Raw genomic sequence first — 18,699 nt, 5'->3', positions numbered from 1 at the left:
TGAATGCATCCCTATCTAGGAAGCGCACCCTCCAGTGCATCGGCCAATTCCACCGGCTTCGACAGATAGGGACTGTGATCCGCCTCCAGCGTGACCACTTTGGCCCCCGGCGAATAGTCCTGCATCTTGCGCTGGCTATCCAGCGGAATGGTCCGATCCAGCGTACATTCGACATATGTACGCGGCAGGCTTCCCCAGCGCTCGGGCGTCAGCTGCAACACCTGCGAACGCGGCGCATGCGGTTCTGCCAGCAATCTCGGCAAGACCGCCGCCACTAGGTCGGGTGGCGAGACTTGCGCGAACACCGGCCCCGCATTCGCTGCATCGACAACGGTCGCCAAGCCGCCGTGCAGCTTCGAAATAATCCCGTCGAACGCGGGATTCGGCCCTTCCAGTTCCTTGAACTGCGCCCGGCTCATCCCCGAAGGCAACATCATCGCGCAGACATAGACTAGCGCATCCATCGCTCCCGGGTCTGCCTCCGCAGCGGTCGAGACGACCAACCCCCCGCGCGAATGCCCCGCCAAAACCACCGGAGCGCCGCTCAATTCGCGCTTCAACTCACGGCAATGCTGCGCAGCAAATTCGCCCCAGCCCGCCAATGTGACCGCAGCGATTTCCTCTGCCGTCCCGCCCATACCCGGCAGCGTCGGGGCAACGACCGTATGGCCGCGTTCACGCAGTATCTCGGCGACCGGGTCGAAGCACCAACCACCATGCCACGACCCATGGATCAGTACGAAACCCGCCATCAGCGCACGTGCCCCGACCACGTGCGCAGGCCCGGCGCGGTGCGATCCTCGGACTTGAGCGCTTCTGCCACAGCAGGCCGCGCGGTCACGCGGTCACGCCATTCGCACAGCCGCGGCGCACGCTTGGCGATCTCCATGTCGGGAAACATCCGCTCGACCATCATCCCGCAATGCGAATAGAAATTGATGTCGGCCAGCGTGTACATGTCGCCTGCCAGCCAGCGCGTTTCGCCAAGCTGGCGCTCAACCTTGTCCACCGCATACTCGATCTTCGCCGTCGCATTGTCGAGGTCCGTTTGCGAAAACCCCGAACGCGCGGTTGCCCACTTCTTGCGCTGGTCGGGCAAGGGAATGCTCTCGAGCAGCTTGTCGAAATCGCCGTTCTCGATGTTGCGCGCGATCACCCCAACCATGCGGTGCCAGCCGTGCATCGACACATGGTTCATCACATGCTCGTCCACGAACTTGTTCCAGTACCGCATACGCGCCGCACCCACCGCATCGCGCGGTCGCAAGGGCGCATCGGGAAAGGCATCTTCGAGATATTCGTTGATGACCGTGGTGTGCGTGATGATCGTCCCGTCATGATCGAGCACCGGCACCTGCCCTTCGGGATTGATCGCGGTAAACCAATCGGAATGCTGCTCGAACTTGTGCAGATCCACATAGACGCTTTCGTAGGCAAGTCCCTTTTCCTTGAGCGGAACCATCGACTTCAACGAATTCGCCAGCGGCTCGGCATGATAATATCTCAGCGTCATTTAGACCCTCATTGTTCCGAGCATTCCGCCATCGACCGCCCAGGCTTGCGCAGTCACATGGCTGGCCGCATCGGACAGCAGGAACGCGGCTACCTCTGCCACTTCCTCGGCCTTGCCGGTCCGGCCCTGCGGCACCGCCCTGGCCAACTGCGCGGTAGCGTCAGACGGCAGCCCGTCGAGCATCGGCGTTTCGATCAGCCCCGGGAGCACGCAATTGCAGCGCACGCCGAACTCGGCCACCTCACTGGCCACCGCGCGCGACAGCCCCAGCACCGCGTGCTTGCTCGCCACATAGGCTGCGTTCATCGACATCCCGCGCTCGCTTGCAAGGCTCCCGGTCACAAGGATCGCTCCGCTCCGCCGCTGCTTCATTGCGGGCAAGACATGCTGGATGGCCCGGAACACGTGCCCCAGATTGACCGCCATCACCGCCTCGAACGACTCCTCGGGATAGTCTTCGATCGCCGCAAATGTCTCACCGATCCCGGCGTTGAGAAACAGGCCGTCGATGGGGCCATTCACTGCCACCGCGTGATCGAGCGCAGCCTTGAGCGCACCCTTGTCGGCAACGTCGGCCGCAAACCACGCGGTGCCATCACCCAGTTCGCGCGCGGCCCCCAGCAACAGCGCCTCGCGCCGCGCAATCAGCGTAACTCTCGCACCCGCCGCAACGAACCGCGTCGCACTTGCCCGCCCGATCCCGGTCGAAGCCCCGGTAATAACGATGTGCTTGCCCGAAAGATCGGTCACGTGTCGCGCCTCGCGATGAACTCGGCCCACACCTTCGCCTCGGGACGCTCGATCCCGTCGGGCGACCACTGCCGCTCCATCACCCTGCGCGCGTTGGGCTCGGGCATCCCGCGATGGTCGCGGTTCAGCCGGTAGAAGAACGCCGAGACCCGCCAGTTCATGATGCAATGCACGTGCACCGGGCGCGGCCCATCCTCGATCGCTTGGCGGAACGCCGCAAAGTGCGCCTCGCCCGGCGCATCGAACGGCACCGGGATATGCGTATAGGCAATCCCGTGAGCCTTGAGCTTGTCGCCCTCGGCGGCCAGCGCCTCGGGGTGCGTCTCGAGCGCCAGATTGATCACGTGGGCCACGCCCAGCGCACCCAGCCGCGCCACGTCCTTGTCTTCGATCCGACCCGACGTCGTCGTTTCGCTATCGAGCCTCTGCCACGCGCGGATGTCGATCGGGTCCCTCACAGAACGCTCATACAAGCCCGAGCAGGCGCGCGGCGTTATCCTTCATGATGCCCGGCATGACCTCGTCCTTGAACCCCACCTTGAGCGCCGCATCGATCCACTTCTGCGGATGGATCAGCGGAAAGTCCGAACCGAACAGCATCTTCTTCTTCAGCTGCGTGTTGGCGTACTGGATGATTTGCGGCGCGAAATACTTGGGGCTCCAGCCCGACAGGTCGATGAACACGTTATCCTTGTGCAGCGCCATCGACAGGCTTTCGTCGACCCACGGCCACGACGGGTGCGCCAGGATGATCTTCATGTCGGGGAAATCCACCGCGACATCGTCGACCAGCATCGGCTGACCGTACTTCAGCCGCATCCCGCCACCGCCGCGCATCCCCGTGCCCATGCCCGAATGGCCGGTATGGAAGATCGCGGGCAACTTGTATTCGGCGATGACCTCATAGATCGAATAGGCCACGCGGTCCGCCGGGTGACAGTCCTGCGCGATGTTGTGGAACTTGAAGCCCCGGACCCCATAGTTCTCGATCAGATCCCGCGCCTCGCGCGCACCGAACTTGCCCTTGTGCGGGTCGATCGAGGCAAACGCGATGCAGATGTCGTCGTTCTTGAGCGCCATCTCGGCCACTTCGTAGTTCGACACCCGCTTGGCACCCATGCCGCATTCGGCGTCGACCGTGAACATGCAGAAGGCGATCTGCTGCTCGCGATATATCTCGACGATCTCGGGCATCTTGGGCCGCTCGCGCGGCGCCTTGAAGTACGTCGATGCCGCGTCGAAGAACGTGCCCATCACCGGATCTTCAGGATCGTGGCACGAAATCTCGGCGTGAACGTGGACGTCGATGGCCTTGATCTTGGACAGGTCGATGGGCACGAGATGATCCTTAACTGCTCTCTCCCCTTCAGGGGAGAGCTACGCAGGCTTGGCAGCGTGCTGCCTAGCCGAAGTTGAGAGGGGATGCGGCGTCGCGCATTCCCCTCTCCCAACCCTCTCCCCTGAAGGAGAGAGGGCTCTTCACATTCAGACCAACGCGTCGCGCTTGATCGTGATCACTTGGCTGTAAGTGAATTCCTGCAAGCCTTCGACACCGTATTCGGCCCCGAAGCCCGACTGCTTGTGGCCACCGAACGGCGCGAACGGCGTGAGGTGGAGGAACTCGTTGATCCACACCGTGCCGGTCTCAAGCTGCTCGGCAATCGCCACGCCGCGATCGGTGTCCTTGGTCCACACCGCGCCGGCAAGGCCGTAATCCGAGTTGTTGGCGCGCGCGATGACCTCATCGTCGGTCGAGAACTTCATCAGCGGCATGACCGGACCGAACTGCTCCTCGGCCACGATGCGCGCGTCTTCTGGCGGATTGTCGAGGATCGTGATCGGCACATAGTAGCCCGAGCCCGAAGGATCGACATTACCGCCGACGAGGAACTTGTAGCCGTTCGACTTGGCATCCTCGATCAGTTCGCACACGCGATCGAACTGCTTCTTGTTCTGGATCGGACCTACGCCGGTGCCCTGGTTGGCGCCATCACCCACAGTGACGGTCCTGGCGTATTCGGCAATCGCCGCGCTCATCTCGTCATAGATATCCTCGTGGATGTAGATGCGCTTGGCCGCGACGCAGATTTGTCCGGCGTTGGTGAAGCTCGACCAGAACAACTGCTCGGCAACCTTGGCCACATCGGCATCGGGCAGCACGATCGAAGCATCGTTGCCGCCCAGTTCCAGCGTGATGCGCTTGAGATCCTTCGAGGCACCTTCCATGATCTTCTTGCCCGTCGCGGTCGATCCGGTGAAGGTGATCTTGTCGACATCGGGATGCGAGGTCATCAGCGGCCCCAGCGAATCTTCGCCGGTGATGATGTTGACCACGCCTGCCGGCACGATGTCCTTGATCAGCTCGGCAAAGCGCAACGTCGTCAGCGGCGTGAACGGCGATGGCTTCAGCACCATGGTGCAGCCCGAAAGAATGGCAGGCGCGATCTTCTGCACCGCCATCAGCAACGGGAAGTTCCACGGCACGATCCCGGCGACCACGCCGACCGGCACGCGGCGCGTGCGGCTGAGGCGCTCGTCAGTGTCCTCGTTGATCGTCTCTTCCAGCGTCAGCGTCGACTGCCCATTCATCATCGCCGAACAGCCACCGATTTCGTACTGCGCCTGCGCATGCGGCTTGCCCTGCTCGCTGGTAAGCAGGCGGAACAGCTCGTCGAAGTTCGCATCGATCGCGGCCGCCATGTTGCGGATAACCGCGCGACGGTCATCCACCGGCGTTTTCGACCAGGTCTTGAACGCAGCGCGTGCTGCGGCAACGGCGCGGTCAAGCTCGGCAGCGCCACAGGACGGCACCCGGCCAATCACCTGCTCGTTCGCCGGGTTCACGACATCGAGCGAGGCGTCGGTCGTGACCAGCTCACCATTGATCAGATTCGGATAAAGATGCGTCATCGTTCTCTCCGTTCGCATATATTGTTCTATCATATAGCAATCGTCAGCGTGATTCCAGCGCCTTATCTTCGTTGGCGCGTTTGATGACATAGTGGCGAATCGATTCGATCTGCTCCTTGGTCATGTACTTGCCCCAGCCAATCATGCCGTTGTCTGCCAGCGCGCCGTCATGCACTACCGTCTGCCACGCGGCGGGATCAGTGTTCATCGCACTGTGCCGCAGATCGGGCAGCAAACCGCCGATCGCCGCATCGCCATGGCAGACTGTGCAGTACTTGCCGTAGAGGTGATTGCCCTGCGCAATCGTGGCAGCCGTGCCGACAATCGCGGGCGGATTGAGCGGACGTTCTTCGAACGGCGGTGCAGCGGGCAACTTGCCCTTGCCGCCAAGCTTGAACACCAGCAGGCGGCTGATGTTGCGCACAGGCCCAGACTTGTCTGCAAGAACACCAGTAGCCAGCGGCCAGACGCCGCCCCAGCCCGCCAGCACGGCAACGTACTGATCGTTGCCGACCTTGAAGGTGATCGGCGCGGCCACCACGCCGGTCTGCGCCGGGAAGGACCAGAGCTGCCTGCCATCCTTTGAAGAATAGGCCGCGAATGTGCCAGTGGCGTTACCCTGAAACAGCAAGCCACCAGCAGTCGACAGCAGGCCGCCATTCCACGGACCGGCAAACGGAATGCGCCAGCGCTCCTTCTTCGCGACCGGATCCCACGCCACCACCGCGCCGGTTGTGGCAGCTTTGGCCGCCTCGCGCGCTTCCCTGATCGCAGGCATCGCACCGGCGGCACTGTCGATCCCGGTGTTGAAACCCACGGCCTGCGGCTTCCAGTTCATTTCAGGGAAGTAAGGATAGGCCGCGAATTGAGCAGGGATATAGACCAGGCCTTCGGTCGGGTCATAAGCCATCGGATGCCACGAATGCGCGCCTGCAGCACCCGGCGTGCTGACAAACGGCTTTCCGGTAACGTCATAGCGTGCTTCGGGGTTTTCGATCGGACGGCCAGTCACGGGATCAAGCCCCTTGGCCCAGTTCACCGGAGCATAGGCATTGCCCGAAATGAACTTCCCGTTGGTGCGGTCAAGCACGTAGAAGAAGCCGTTCTTGGGGGCCTGCATCAGCACCTTGCGCGGCTTCCCATCGATCTGCAAATCGGCGAGCATGATGTGCTGCGTGGCAGTGAAGTCCCACGTTTCGCCCGGCGTTTCCTGATAGTGCCAGACATATTCGCCGGTCTTCGCCTTGATCGCCACGATCGACGAAAGGTACAGGTTGTCGCCCCCTCCGGGCGACCGATAGGCCTGATTCCAAGGACTGCCGTTGCCGACGCCGATGTAGAGCAGGTCCAGTTCCGGATCATAGGCCATGGCATCCCACACGGTGCCGCCGCCGCCCAGCTTCCACCATTCACCCTTCCAGGTGGCTTCGGCTTTCTTGAGGTATTCCTCGTCGTTCTTGCCCGGCATATCGGGCACGGTGTAGAACCGCCAGACCTGCTTGCCCGTTTCCGCATCATAGGCGGTGACATAGCCACGCACGCCCATTTCCGCGCCGCCATTGCCGATCACGATCAGCCCGCCCATCGCACGCGGTGCGCCGGTGATGGTATAGGGCTTGGACTGATCGACCGTGACGGTGGACCACACCTGCTTGCCGGTGTTGCGATCCAGCGCGATCAGGCGGCCATCAAGCGTGCCGAAATAGAGCTTGTCACCCCATGCCGCCATGCCGCGGTTGACCACGTCGCAGCACGCTTTGACCGCCGTTTCGCCCGGCACCTTGGGATCGAACTCCCACAGCACTTTGCCCGTCAACGCGTCATAGGCCTTGGCCTTGGACCATGCGGTGGTGAGGTAGATCTTGCCGTCGATCACCAGTGGCGTGGCTTCCTGACCGCGCGCCGTGTCCATATCGGCAGACCACGCAAGGCCGAGCTGACCAACGTTTTCTGCCGTGATCTGATTGAGCGGGCTGTGGCGCTGTTCGTCATACGTCCGGCCATAGGACAGCCAGTTGGCTCCATCGCCCGCCATGAGTTGCTGCGCGCCGATGCCAGGGTCGGCCGAGGCTGCCATAGTGCAGGCAGCCAGCGGGAGCGCCAACGCCAGCGTTCCGGCGAGCATCATGTGCAACTTGCGATCTAAACGCATTTTCAACCCTCTCCACCCAGTCCGGCTATTTTGCCGGATCAGTTCACCATTCTTTGTGCATCGCCCCAGTATTTGGTGCGCAGCGCCTTCTTGTCCATTTTGCCCGCTGCAGTGCGCGGAATCGAGTCTACAAATTCCACTGACTTGGGTGCCTTGACCCCGCCCAGTCGCTGCTTGGTGTAGGCTATGATTTCAGCATCGGAAATTCCGTCAGCCACGACCACGGCATGGACCTGTTCACCCCACTTTTCGTGCGGAATACCAAACACGCATGCTTCGCGGACTTGCGCCAATTCCGTTACGGCAGCCTCGACTTCGGCAGTGAACACGTTGAACCCGCCCGATACGACCATGTCCTTCTTGCGGTCGACGATGTACAGGTAACCGTCCTCATCCAGCTTTCCGACGTCGCCCGTATGGTGCCACCCGAACTTGCGGATTTCGGCAGTCTCTTCGGGCTTCTCGAAATACGAATGCGTGACCAGCGCGCCGCGCACGCAGATTTCGCCTGCCTCGCCAAGCGGCACCTGACGCCCGTCATCGTCCAGCAGCGCCACCTTGATCGACCGGGTCGGCTTGCCACAGGCCGCCAGCTTTTCAGGCGCGCTGGTCGCGTATCGCGCCACGTCCTCGGGCGGAAACCACGCGACGATCATTGGTGCTTCGACCTGCCCATAGGCCTGACACATTGCCGGGCCGAAGATCTCGACCGCTTGCCGCAGCTTCTCGGGACTGCACGGCGATCCCACCAGAATGAAGATGCGCAGCGAAGAATAATTGTGGTTGCCGATCTCGGGCGATGCCAGCAGCTGGTACATCGCCGTCGGCGGCAGGTACATGTGCGTGACCTTGTGTTCCTCGATCGTCTTCAACACCGCCTCGGCATCGAAGCCCGGCAGGATCACTTGCGTCGCGCCAAGGCTCAGCGTCGAAAGCGCGATCGGCCCAGCCGCATGGGTGATCGGTGCGGAAACCAGCGCCACCGGATCGTCGGCGCGCCCGCCCATGCCGTCGGCTGCTGTCTCGATCATCGTGCCCCAGCCAAGGTTGGTGACGTTTGCCCCCTTCGATGGCCCGGTGGTGCCGCCGGTCGGGAAAATGCCGACCATGTCCATCAGGTTGCCGAACGCATCGACCTCGGGCTCGACGAAGTCGGCCTCAGTGACGCCCGCCATGAATTCCTCGAGGCTCGGGTCCTCGCCCATCCGCTTGTCGAGGCACACGAAGTGCTGCAGCGTCGGACACAGCGCCTTCAACAGCGCCGCCTCGTCGGCCTTCGACGAATGGTAAATCATCCACTTCAGCCGCACGTAGTTGATATAGGCGGCGTTGGCGTCGATCGCGTTGCGCGTGTTGACCGGCACCCACTTGCCGTTGGCCCGCCACATCGCCAGCAGCGCGACCAGCAACATCCCATCATTTGGACCGTACAGCCCGAGCAGATCCTGGTTCTCGAACCCGCCCTTCTGCATCGCCGCCGCGATCCGCTCGGACAGCGCCTTGGTCTGCGCGAAGGTCAGCTTCAGGCCGCTTTCGGTGTCGACAATGGCGAGGCGCTGCGGATTGCGGTCATGGCCGCGGTCAAAATAGTCGATGGCACGCATTGCTTATCCCCAACGATTGATTTCAGGCCCCGGCGCGAATGCGCGGAGCGGTTCCGGAACGGTGGCACGGGCAAGCGCCGCCCAGACCGAGGGCCGGGCAGCCACGCAGTCGAGCCACGCGGTAGTCCTGCCAAAGCGCGCAGATTCATCGGGACGCAGCAGGGGCCATAACGGCTGGCAAGGTCGGTTGCCCATCGCCCAGGTCTTCTTCACCGCCGCGCGCCCACAGACCCACCCCAGCCAGCGCATGATGTTCGACCTCTTGTCCTTGCCCGCCAGATCGGGCTGCGACAGCGGAACCCGGTCGATCGCGACGGCCGGTTCGTAGTCGGGCTTGTGCTGATCGAACTGCAGCATGTCGATGTAGCGGCTGGAAAAGGACACGCCCTTTTCCATGAGCGCAAGCATCGGCTTGCCCGAGTTGGCGTTCGGCTCCCAGTGATAGAGCGTCACCTCGTCCATTCGCTTAGCTCGCCTCTCTCCCGATTCCGATCACGCCGGAATTTGTTAGTGTTGCATACTAAATCAGCGGGAGCGCGGGTCAACCCCGCATGCCAGACAAATTGTCACAGCCTCGCTAGCCGCTACGCGCGCGCCGGCGCAGGCATGGAGTCAGGCGGTTTCACCAAGAGAAACGCAAGGGCGTGGTAAAAAGGGCAGGGCGAACAATCGCACCAACCCTATTCAGGAAACGCAACCTGATTTTTAACGCGCGATCATGCTCCAACGAAAAAGATGATCGCGCCCCGAAAGCCGTCCCGGAACGCGCGTCTCCTCGGTCGTCCTGAGACCGCGTTCCTCCAGCAACCCTCGCAGCACGGTCCAGTCGCTCCACCGCGTCAACCCGGTGACATAACGGGGGTTACCCACGGTTACCTCCCCCCTAACCCCCCTATGTCTCAAATCGATCGACCCCGACCCGTTTTGCGTGGCTGCAAAGGCGACCGACTCCGCGATCCCGCTGTCAAACACCACGAGCGGAAGTTGTTGAATTTCAACCGCAAAGACGGGCACCGCGAGCGCCGACCCGGCCAGTGCACCGCCCTTGAGCATCGAACGCCGGGAGACCCGCATCAGCCAGCCTTCCCGAGATATTTGGCCACTGAATCAAGTTCGACGTCGGTCAGATCGACCTTGGTCTGCTGCGGCATAGCGCCCTTGCCCATGCGTACGACCGCCTTGACGTAGTCTGTCGTCAGGTCTTCGCGGTTCGAAAGCAGCCCCTTTTCGGGCGCATTCCCCGCCAACATCTGCTGCTTCGTCAACAGGTTGGTGCCCATCCCGCCGCCCAGATGGCAGTACCCGCAATGCACCTCGAACAGCACCTTCCCATCACGGCCCGGGGCCAGCCGATCGCCCGCAGGCGCAACCGGACGCAGCATGTACGGCGGCATCGGCGGCGGAGCAGCGTACGCGACGGCGGCCACGGTCATCAGCCCGGCGGCGAGCATAAACGCCCTCATCTCAACTCCCTCCCCTATAGGCTGACCCGCGTTTATCCGCGTAATTCGAAGGCCATACGCCCTGCTTGCCCGGCGCAATGATCCCATTTGGATCGAGCGCCGACTTCACCTTCTCGTCGAACCGCCGCAGCGCATGATCGTTGAAATCGAACGTTTCCATGACCGGGTCCATCCAGCCAAGGTGCGTGCGGTACTCGGCATAGCCCGCCTTCGCGGTGTCGACGATCAGCGCATCGAACAGCTTACGCATCTTGAAGACCTCGGCGGCGTTGTCGCGGTCATACATCAACATGTTGACGTTGTTGGCAAATCGCCCACCAATCGTGAAGCTGGCATAGAAGTCCACGTCGAACGCATCGATGATCTTGCGGCTACGATGCATCTGGTCGAGCACATGCTTTCCGGTTGCGGGCACCACCGGCGAAAAGCCCATGTGCGCCCCGCGCCCGCCGATCCAGTCCGACATCTGCAGCGGCACCGCCGACGGCACGCCCATGGTCGTTTCGTACTGGCCCACCGGGTCGCCCTGCCGCCACCAATGCTCGGCCGGAGCTGCAGCAAGATGCCGCTTCATCGCCCCCTTGACCACTTCGGCGCGCGCCTTGACCACTGTTTCTTCACCATAAAGCCGCAGGGAGACCTGCCAGTAGCCGAGCTTGTACTGCTTGAGCAGTTCGGCCACGCGCCACTCCGGGATCGCCGACGGCTTGTCCCAAAAGTCCTTGCGCTGCCCCTTCAACACCATCTTGCCCAGCCACGACGGGATGAACACGTTCTGGTCGATCAGCCCGGAAATCTTGAGCGGCGCGATCGTGTCGATCACCCACGAAATGTCATCGACTTCAGGAATATCCCAAACGATTTCAAGCGAAGTCTCGGGCGCAGGCTGCAGCCAGACCCCCGCCTTGGTGACGATCCCCAGATTCGATTGCGAGAACGCCAGATCCCAGGTCGGACCATAGCTCATCGGGAACAGGTGCCACGCCGGATTGTCCGTCATCGCCCCCATGCCGGTGCGCAGCAGATCACCATCAGGAAGCACCGCCTCGATCCCGCAAAGGTTGCGCGCATGCAGGCCGTAGGACGTGTAGCCGATGCCATGCTCCAGCGCATTGCCCAGGACCGAACCCCAGGCATTGCCCGGAACCGAAAGCCACAAAGGCGCTTCTTCGCGCTGGATCTGGTCGTAGAGATCGAAGAACCCGACGCCTGGTTCGACAACGCAATAAGCCAGCGTATGGTCGAGTTCGAGCACCTTGTTCATGCGCCCGAGGTCCATGACCACGGTGCCTTCCATGCGTGGCGCGGCAGTGCCATAGCCCAAGTTCTTGCCCCGCGCGACCGGCCACAACGGCACCTTGTGCTCGTTCGCCAAACGCACGATTGCCCTGACTTCCTCGACACTTGCAGGCGCGACGGCGGCAGCGGCGGGCCATTCCTCAGTCGATCCGGGCGCATAGGTGTCGGCATAGGCATCGCGGTCGGCGTCGGTGTCCATGACCCACGCCCGGCCCACGATCCCGGCAAATGCGGTCATCGCAGACTGGAACTGCTTGGGGCTGACGCGCGGAGGCAGATGCAGCTTCACCGGTCCGGTACTCCCACTAATTTTATAACAATTGTTACCGTTATGGCCCGGCATGGCTATCGGGTCAAGCGATCAACCCCACCCATCAAACCTACGTCAGTGCATAGTATTTCACGTAGTTGCCGTCGGGCTTGCGTTCGCCGATGCCGATGAACACGTGGCGGGTCAGCCAGTCGTGCTTGCCGGTGCTGGTCTCGAACGTGGGCTGCGCGCGCAAGTAGTATTCTGCGTGAGGGACGGGTTCCCCGCCGGCAAAGGCCCAGGCGCGCAGCCGGTCCATCGTGCCCGGCTCGCGCCCCCACAGGAAACCCTTGTTCTGCATATAGATCAACGTGCCGTCATCGACTTCAAGGACATAGCGCGCGTCGAACACGGCGGTATCGTCCGGCCGGAAGAAGGCATAATCGCCACCCGAATTGGGGACGGCCTTGCCCTTGAGGCGCGGTCCTTCGAATTCGCCGCTATCAACATAGACCGCACTGCGCATCCCGCCCGAAGGCAGGTCGGGCACCATCTGCACGCGGGTAAATCGCAACCGACAGGCGAACGCAAATTCGAGGCGAGGATTGTCGAGCGTGGAGAAGTCCATTTCGGGGTCCTTCGGTAGTTGCTCAAACCCGGCACGAACGGGGGTTTAGGGTGTGGCACTGGTGATCAATAATTGCTCAAGATCGTCAAGCTCGGCCCGTCGAGCGGCTTGCCCGCATTGACCTTGGCCAGTTCATCCGTCCGCGTCTTGCCTTGCAGATCGATAAGGTAAGCGTGGATCGCATCAGCGTCTTCGACCGAAAGAATGTCGTCCCAGCGTGGCATGCCATTGGGCACCAACAGACCTTCGCGCACGATCTGGCGGAAGGCATCATGCGTGGCTGGCTGCATCCGCCGCAAATCCGGCGTGATCGAGCGCGGCTGGTTGGCATGACAGATCGCGCAATTGCCGAAGAACAGCCCTTGCCCGCGCGCAATCGTCTGCGCGGTCACGCCGCCCGCCTGGACCGGCGCTTCGGGCGCAACTTCCAGCGGCGGCAACAAATCAGGCATGGGCACTGCCCCCCCACCGATCTTGAACACCAGCAGCCGGCTCATGTTGCCGCGCATGTAGGCCGCCGAATAGCGCGGCACGAACGGATAGCCGCCCCCGCCCCACCCGGCCATGACCGCGATATATTGCACACCCTTGATCGCGTACGTCATCGGCGCGGCCATGATTGCGGTGCCGGTGTCGATCTCTTTGAGCAGCTTGCCGGTCTTGGTCTCGCGCACGAACAGCTTGCCGGTCACGCCGCCGTAGATCGTCAGGCCGCTGGCAGTGGTCAGCACCCCACCGCGATCCTGCCAGCCTGCGGTATCTGCGGCCCACACCGTCCTGCCAGTCAGCGGATCGATCGCGCGGACTTGCGCGCTGGCCGGGTTCTTGAGCGCCTCGGCATAAGCAGGCGTCTTGCGCACAGCGTCGCCGAACGCGGGCGGGAAGGTCGCCAGCGCTTCCTTAACATCGGGCGTGAAGATCAGCGCGGCATCGTTGTTCAAGCCGCGCGCCTTGTGTGGCTTGGCCCCGTCGGTCATGAAGATCAGGTTGCCCATGTCCAGCACTGCCCCGATGTACAGCCCGGTTGCCGGATCATAGCTGGCGGGATGCCAGTTGCGCGCGCCTGTCGTCGCCGGGAACACGATCTTCGGGCCGGTCGTGTAATCAGCAGCTTGAGGGTCAAGGATTGGTCCCCCATTGGCATCGATACCCTTGGCCCAGTTCGTCCGCACGATCGGATTGGCGCGCAGCAGCTTTCCGTCACGCCGATCGAGGACATAGAGGTAGCCGTTCTTGGGCGCGTGGAGCACGACCGGGCGGTCCTCGCCATCCACCATCATCCGCGTCAGGATCATCGGCTGTGTGGCGGTGAAATCCCAGTTGTCGCCGGGCGTTTCCTGATAGTGCCACTTCATCCGCCCCGTCTTCGGGTCGAGCGCGACGATGCTGGCAAGGTACAGGTTGTCCCCGCCTGCGGGCGACCGCTTCGACGTGGCATAAGGCCCGCCGTTGCCCGTCCCGACCAGCACATAGCCGGTTTCGGGATCGTAGTTGATCGCGTCCCACGGCGACCCGCCGCCGCCGATATCCCAGCGGCTATTGACGTCCCACGTCTTCAACGCCGCCTCGAGCTCTGGCGATTCCTGCGGCCCAAGCCTGGGATCGGACGGCACCACATGCCAACGCCAGCGCAACGTTCCGGTCTCAAGGTCCAGCGCGGTGACATAACCGCGCACATCGTATTCCGCGCCAGACATACCGATGACCACGACATCGCCCGCCACTTCGGGCGCACCGGTCGAATTGTCGCCGCGCTTGCGGTCTTCGATGAAGTCGCCCTTCCACACGACCGCGCCGGTCTTCGCGTCAAGCGCGTAAAGCCAGCCATCGAGCGTCGCGACGAACACCTTGCCGCGCGCCACCGCCACCCCGCGATTGACCATGTCGCAGCACACCGTGCGGTTGACCTGCATGTCCACGTCAGGCTCGAACCGCCACAGTTCCGCGCCGGTCACAGCATCGAAGGCATAGGCCCGCCCCGCCGTGCCGGAGGTGTACAGCACGCCATCGACCATCACCGGGGTCGCCTCCTGCCCGCGCGTCGTGCCCAGATCCATGCCCCACGCGAAACCTAGTTGGCCAACGTTGGCGGCATCAATCCCGGTCAGCAGCGAGTGATGGGTCTTCCCCGCGTCACCACCCGGACTTACCCACTGGGCACCCGCACCTTGCTGGAGCGGCGCAGCGGCAAGGCTGCCCGCGGCAAGCGCCATCGCTGCCAGCCCCAACGCACCCCACCCGCTGAGGAGGTTACGCATCACAACGAATCCCACGGACTCGGCATCCGGTAAGGCACGGTGATGAAGTTCGCCTCGATCTGCTCGATCATGCCGTGGTCGATCTTGAACAGTTCGGAGATGTAAAAGCTGTGCGGGCGCAGCACCGGGCTCTTGACGGTGCGACCGTCGGTCAGCTGATATTCGCGCAAGCGGCCCGAATGGTCGATGAACCCGAATGCGAGGACGAGCCCGCGCTCCTCATCCACCAGCGGAAAACGCCGCGCGCGCAGGTCGTCGTCGTAGCGGTAGTTCCCCATGCGGAACTGTTCTTCGCAGCCCAGCGCCGAGACTGGCACAATCTTGGCGAAGTCGGGATTGCGCGTGGTCTGGACGCCGTTCTCTACCCGGTTGCAATCGGGGTGGAACCTGGTGTGGATGGTTCCGTCGTTGCGCTGGAGCGTATCGAAATAGCCATCGGAAAGGCGGATCATCTCATCACGGCTGACCGGGGCTTCGGGCGTCTTGTGGAGGATGGGCTTATCCCAATAGCGGCAGTTCTCGAACTTGATGCCGCTGTCGGACTGACGCACGATCAGCATCTCGCATTCGCTGATCTGGCCCGCTGCGTTCACACCCAACCGCAGCGAAAACGCCGACTCCTCGATCGCCTCGATCACCGTGCCGAAATAGCCGACTTGCGCCCTTCGCTCATCGGCAAAGCGCAACTGGTAGTCGCCCAGCCGGTCGATCGTGCCCCATACGCCATCGCCCACGTCGAGCATGACGTTGTTCTCGCTGTGTCGCGCGCCCGGTGCCCAATTCAGCGTATGCGGGTCGCGCGCATTCAAGGCGGCGAGGAACCGGTCCAGCACGGCATAGAGCGCGAGGCGATTCATGGATTCTCCCAATGCATCCGAGGCTATCACTGCCCTTGCGACGCATGGTGTATCCTACCAATTGTTATAAATAAAGGTCTTCGGGCTGTTATTGGACGGGCCCAGCCTCGACCCCGCCCGCAAGCGTTCCGCCGCTCTTGTCCGGCAGCGTCCAGATGATCAGGTTGACGATCATCACGCCAGCCAGCGTGACCATCAGCACCGGGCGCTTGCGTTCTCCACGCCGGAACAGGAACACCGCGCCGCCCAGCAGCGCGATGGTCGCGAGCATCAGCAATGACAGCGCGGCGTCCAGCATCGGTCAGCGACCGAACAGACCCTTGGCCATGCCGGCCAGATCGTTGATCGGATTGCCGTCACCGTCCTTGTCGAGGAAGCCGGCGACCCTCTGCAACGCATCGGGGTGCTGGCCGAGCATCGCGGCGAAGTTGCCCAGCGCGCCCTCGCCACCGATATGGCCGACGATTTCCTGCAGTTTGGCAGCATCGAGGCCCGTGTTCGCTGCGGCGGTCTCGATCGTGTCACCCTTGGCCTGGTGTCCGGCGGCGAGCGCGGCAATCGCGCTTTCGGCCTGATCGGGATCGATCCCGACCTTTGCCGCCAGGTTCTTCACGTCGACGTTGCTGGCGACTTGGCCAAGGATCGAATCGAACAGGCTCATGAGTGTTCCCCCTTCAGAAGAGCCTCACGATAGCAGCACTGCGGGCAAAAACATCATCCGCGTTCGCAAATCTCCTGAAGCTGGTCCGCACAAAGGCCCCAGCCCGTCTCGAAGCCCATCTCGGCGTGCTGGTTCCTGGCCTCTTCGGTCCAGTGGCGGGCGGTGGCGGTATAGCGCGTGCCGGGGCCTTCGGGCACCACCTCCCAGATGCCGATCATGAACGGGCCCGACGGCACGAGATCGACATCGAACGCGTCAGTCGCTGCAAACCGGCGACCCTCGTCCCACGCCAGGAACACGCCATCCTGCGGCATTTCCTCACCGTTCGGCCCATGCATGATCATCGCGCTGCGGCCACCCGGTCGGCGGTCCTGCTCGATGAGCGTGATGCTCCACGGTTTGGGGCACCACCACTCTTCCTGGCGGTTGGCCATGACGTCCCACACCTTGTCGGCGGGCGCATCGATATAGCGGGTGATCGACAATTCGTGCATCGGCTTCCTTTCAATCGCGGTCGGGTGCACCGGGCGGGAAAAACGGTCGGAACGGACGCGCGGCCTCGACGCTGCGCGCGACCGCAGGGTGGCGGAGCAACTGCGCGCGCCAGGCGGCAAGGCGCGGAAAGTCTTCTCCCAGCGGGCAGACCCAGTCTGCATAAAACAGCGATGGCGCGGCGGCACATTCGACCAGCGAGATCGTCTGCGGACGCGCATAGGCTGACACCCAGTCCTCCAGCCAGCGATAGGTACGGCGCAAGTCGCGGCAGGCCGCCTCGATGCGCTCGCCATCCGGGGACTGCGGCGACGCGATGTGTGCGCTCACGATCGCCTGCATCGGTGCCATCACGTAGTTGTCGAACACCCGGTCGATCATCCGGGCCTGTACCGCATCGACCGGGTCTTGCGGGATCAGCGGCGCGGCGCCGGGATGGCACGCGGCAATGTACTCGATGATCGCCGTCGCCTCGAAGACCTTGCGCCTGCCTTCCACCAGCAGTGGAAACTTGCCCATCGGCGATGCGGTCGCGACGCACAGGCCATGTTCGGGGTGCTGGCCATCGACCACCCGCAGGACATAGGGCGTATGATTGGCGCAGAGCGCAATTTCGGCCTTCCAAGTGTAGGACGAAAACGGATGGCCGTAGAGTTCGAGACAGGTCCGCTCGTCCATCGCCAGTCTCCCCAGGCGTGTTGCCGATCGAAACTATCCCGCAAAGTCAGAATGCGCGACAAGTTTCCGCCAATGGCACCATCTGCGCGACGGGCCGAGCCAACGCCGGAACATGCCCCAAATACCCTGTCACAAATTACGGTGCGGCTTTGAAACCTTATTGCAGCGCAGCGCCCGCGCGTATAGGCGAAGCAGCGATGAGCGATATATCCCACGCGACCGCCCTTGCCGCACCCGACACGCAGATCGATGTCCGCGAAGCCTTCGGCATCGATATCGACATGAAGGTCCCCGCGTTCTCGCGCGCGGACGAACGCGTGCCCGATCGTGACACCACGTACGTCTATGACCCCGACACTACGCTGGCGATTCTTGCAGGCTTTGCCTTCAACCGCCGCGTCATGGTTCAGGGCTACCACGGCACGGGCAAATCGACTCACATCGAACAGGTCGCATCCAAGCTCAACTGGCCCTGTGTCCGCATCAATCTCGATGCACACATCAGCCGCATCGATCTTGTCGGGCGCGACGCGATCGTGTTGCGCGATGGCCTGCAGGTTACCGAATTCCGCGAAGGCCTGCTGCCGTGGGCTCTGCAGACGCCGACCGCGCTGGTGTTCGACGAATACGATGCTGGCCGCCCCGACGTGATGTTCGTGATCCAGCGCGTTCTCGAAACCGAGGGCAAGCTGACCCTGCTCGATCAGAACCGGGTGATTCGCCCGAACCCCTACTTCCGCCTGTTCGCGACGGCCAATACCGTCGGCCTGGGCGACACCTCGGGTCTCTACCACGGCACGCAGGCGATCAACCAGGGCCAGATGGACCGCTGGAACCTCGTCGTTGCACTGAACTATCTGGCCGAGGCGACCGAAGTCGAAATCGTCAGCAAGAAGGTGCCCGACCTCGATTCCAAGATCGTGACGGACATGGTCCGAGTCGCCAACTTCTCGCGCCAGGGCTTCATGGGCGGCGACATCTCGACGGTGATGAGCCCGCGCACGGTGATCAGCTGGGCGCAGAACAGCCAGATCTTCAACGACGTCGGCTTCGCCTTCCGCCTCTCGTTCCTCAACAAGTGCGACGAGACCGAACGCGTACTGGTGGCCGAATACTACCAGCGCGTGTTCAACAAGGACCTCCCCGAAAGCGTCGCGCACCGGGGGTGAGGCCGATCAATTCCC

General features: G+C 62.7%; 20 protein-coding genes. 1 reads left to right on the top strand and 19 read right to left on the bottom strand.

Going from position 1 to position 18,699, the window contains the following annotated elements; genetic code table 11:
* Positions 1-11: 11 nt before the first annotated feature.
* The 19 genes from GGQ88_RS14485 to GGQ88_RS14395 all read right to left on the bottom strand — a co-directional run bounded on the left by GGQ88_RS14485 (position 12) and on the right by GGQ88_RS14395 (position 17,515).
* Positions 12-752, bottom strand: coding sequence for an alpha/beta fold hydrolase (locus GGQ88_RS14485; RefSeq protein WP_183614158.1), 741 nt, complete (start codon positions 750-752; stop codon positions 12-14).
* Positions 752-1,513: a glutathione S-transferase family protein gene (locus GGQ88_RS14480; RefSeq protein WP_183614157.1), complete on the bottom strand. Its 762-nt coding sequence runs from the start codon at positions 1,511-1,513 to the stop codon at positions 752-754. The genes GGQ88_RS14485 and GGQ88_RS14480 overlap by 1 nt, the downstream gene beginning before the upstream one ends.
* Positions 1,514-2,263, bottom strand: coding sequence for an SDR family oxidoreductase (locus GGQ88_RS14475; protein WP_183614156.1), 750 nt, complete (start codon positions 2,261-2,263; stop codon positions 1,514-1,516).
* Positions 2,260-2,721 carry a beta-lactamase hydrolase domain-containing protein gene (locus GGQ88_RS21665; RefSeq protein WP_183614155.1) on the bottom strand — a complete coding sequence of 154 codons (462 nt, stop codon included), beginning with the start codon at positions 2,719-2,721 and terminating at the stop codon, positions 2,260-2,262. Before GGQ88_RS21665 ends, GGQ88_RS14475 begins: the two co-directional genes overlap by 4 nt.
* Before the next feature lie 7 nt (positions 2,722-2,728).
* Entirely contained in the window at positions 2,729-3,601 is an 873-nt protein-coding gene (locus GGQ88_RS14465; protein WP_343057225.1) for an amidohydrolase family protein, read from the bottom strand.
* Positions 3,602-3,748: 147 nt separating this feature from the next.
* A complete protein-coding gene (locus GGQ88_RS14460; RefSeq protein ID WP_183614154.1) occupies positions 3,749-5,173 on the bottom strand; it encodes an aldehyde dehydrogenase family protein in 1,425 nt (474 codons plus the stop codon).
* A 43-nt stretch (positions 5,174-5,216) separates the two neighbouring features.
* Positions 5,217-7,325, bottom strand: a complete 2,109-nt coding sequence (locus tag GGQ88_RS14455; RefSeq protein WP_183614153.1) for a PQQ-dependent dehydrogenase, methanol/ethanol family — start codon at positions 7,323-7,325, stop codon at positions 5,217-5,219.
* A gap of 38 nt (positions 7,326-7,363) precedes the next feature.
* Positions 7,364-8,929 (bottom strand): class I adenylate-forming enzyme family protein, encoded by a 1,566-nt coding sequence (locus GGQ88_RS14450; RefSeq protein ID WP_183614152.1) that lies wholly within the window; start codon positions 8,927-8,929, stop codon positions 7,364-7,366.
* Between the two features lie 3 nt (positions 8,930-8,932).
* Positions 8,933-9,391 (bottom strand): glutathione S-transferase family protein, encoded by a 459-nt coding sequence (locus tag GGQ88_RS21325; RefSeq protein WP_246386036.1) that lies wholly within the window; start codon positions 9,389-9,391, stop codon positions 8,933-8,935.
* Between the two features lie 243 nt (positions 9,392-9,634).
* Complete coding sequence (locus GGQ88_RS14440) at positions 9,635-9,799, bottom strand: hypothetical protein (protein ID WP_183614151.1); 165 nt, start codon at positions 9,797-9,799, stop codon at positions 9,635-9,637.
* Between the two features lie 203 nt (positions 9,800-10,002).
* Positions 10,003-10,392 (bottom strand): c-type cytochrome, encoded by a 390-nt coding sequence (locus GGQ88_RS14435; RefSeq protein ID WP_183614150.1) that lies wholly within the window; start codon positions 10,390-10,392, stop codon positions 10,003-10,005.
* Position 10,393: 1 nt separating this feature from the next.
* A complete protein-coding gene (locus tag GGQ88_RS14430; RefSeq protein ID WP_183614149.1) occupies positions 10,394-11,980 on the bottom strand; it encodes an FAD-binding protein in 1,587 nt (528 codons plus the stop codon).
* 91 nt (positions 11,981-12,071) lie between these two features.
* Entirely contained in the window at positions 12,072-12,569 is a 498-nt protein-coding gene (locus tag GGQ88_RS14425; protein WP_183614148.1) for a DUF3237 domain-containing protein, read from the bottom strand.
* 65 nt (positions 12,570-12,634) lie between these two features.
* The gene (locus GGQ88_RS14420; RefSeq protein ID WP_183614147.1) at positions 12,635-14,827 is read right to left on the bottom strand and encodes a PQQ-dependent dehydrogenase, methanol/ethanol family; all 2,193 of its coding nucleotides are present in this window, start codon (positions 14,825-14,827) and stop codon (positions 12,635-12,637) included.
* The gene (locus tag GGQ88_RS14415; RefSeq protein WP_183614146.1) at positions 14,827-15,684 is read right to left on the bottom strand and encodes a DUF8021 domain-containing protein; all 858 of its coding nucleotides are present in this window, start codon (positions 15,682-15,684) and stop codon (positions 14,827-14,829) included. Before GGQ88_RS14415 ends, GGQ88_RS14420 begins: the two co-directional genes overlap by 1 nt.
* Before the next feature lie 88 nt (positions 15,685-15,772).
* On the bottom strand, positions 15,773-15,982 hold the full coding sequence (locus GGQ88_RS14410) for a hypothetical protein (protein ID WP_183614145.1): 210 nt from the start codon (positions 15,980-15,982) through the stop codon (positions 15,773-15,775).
* A gap of 3 nt (positions 15,983-15,985) precedes the next feature.
* The gene (locus tag GGQ88_RS14405; RefSeq protein ID WP_183614144.1) at positions 15,986-16,345 is read right to left on the bottom strand and encodes a hypothetical protein; all 360 of its coding nucleotides are present in this window, start codon (positions 16,343-16,345) and stop codon (positions 15,986-15,988) included.
* A 53-nt stretch (positions 16,346-16,398) separates the two neighbouring features.
* Entirely contained in the window at positions 16,399-16,839 is a 441-nt protein-coding gene (locus tag GGQ88_RS14400; RefSeq protein ID WP_183614143.1) for an SRPBCC family protein, read from the bottom strand.
* Between the two features lie 10 nt (positions 16,840-16,849).
* Positions 16,850-17,515 (bottom strand): glutathione S-transferase family protein, encoded by a 666-nt coding sequence (locus GGQ88_RS14395; RefSeq protein WP_183614142.1) that lies wholly within the window; start codon positions 17,513-17,515, stop codon positions 16,850-16,852.
* A 197-nt stretch (positions 17,516-17,712) separates the two neighbouring features.
* Here GGQ88_RS14395 and GGQ88_RS14390 point away from each other — a divergent pair, with 197 nt between their 5' ends.
* Positions 17,713-18,684, top strand: coding sequence for an AAA family ATPase (locus GGQ88_RS14390; protein WP_183614141.1), 972 nt, complete (start codon positions 17,713-17,715; stop codon positions 18,682-18,684).
* Positions 18,685-18,699 lie beyond the last annotated feature (15 nt).

It is taken from the genome of Novosphingobium hassiacum, from assembly GCF_014196055.1.
Lineage (GTDB): Bacteria > Pseudomonadota > Alphaproteobacteria > Sphingomonadales > Sphingomonadaceae > Novosphingobium > Novosphingobium hassiacum.
This window is presented reverse-complemented; position numbering and strand designations above follow the sequence as displayed.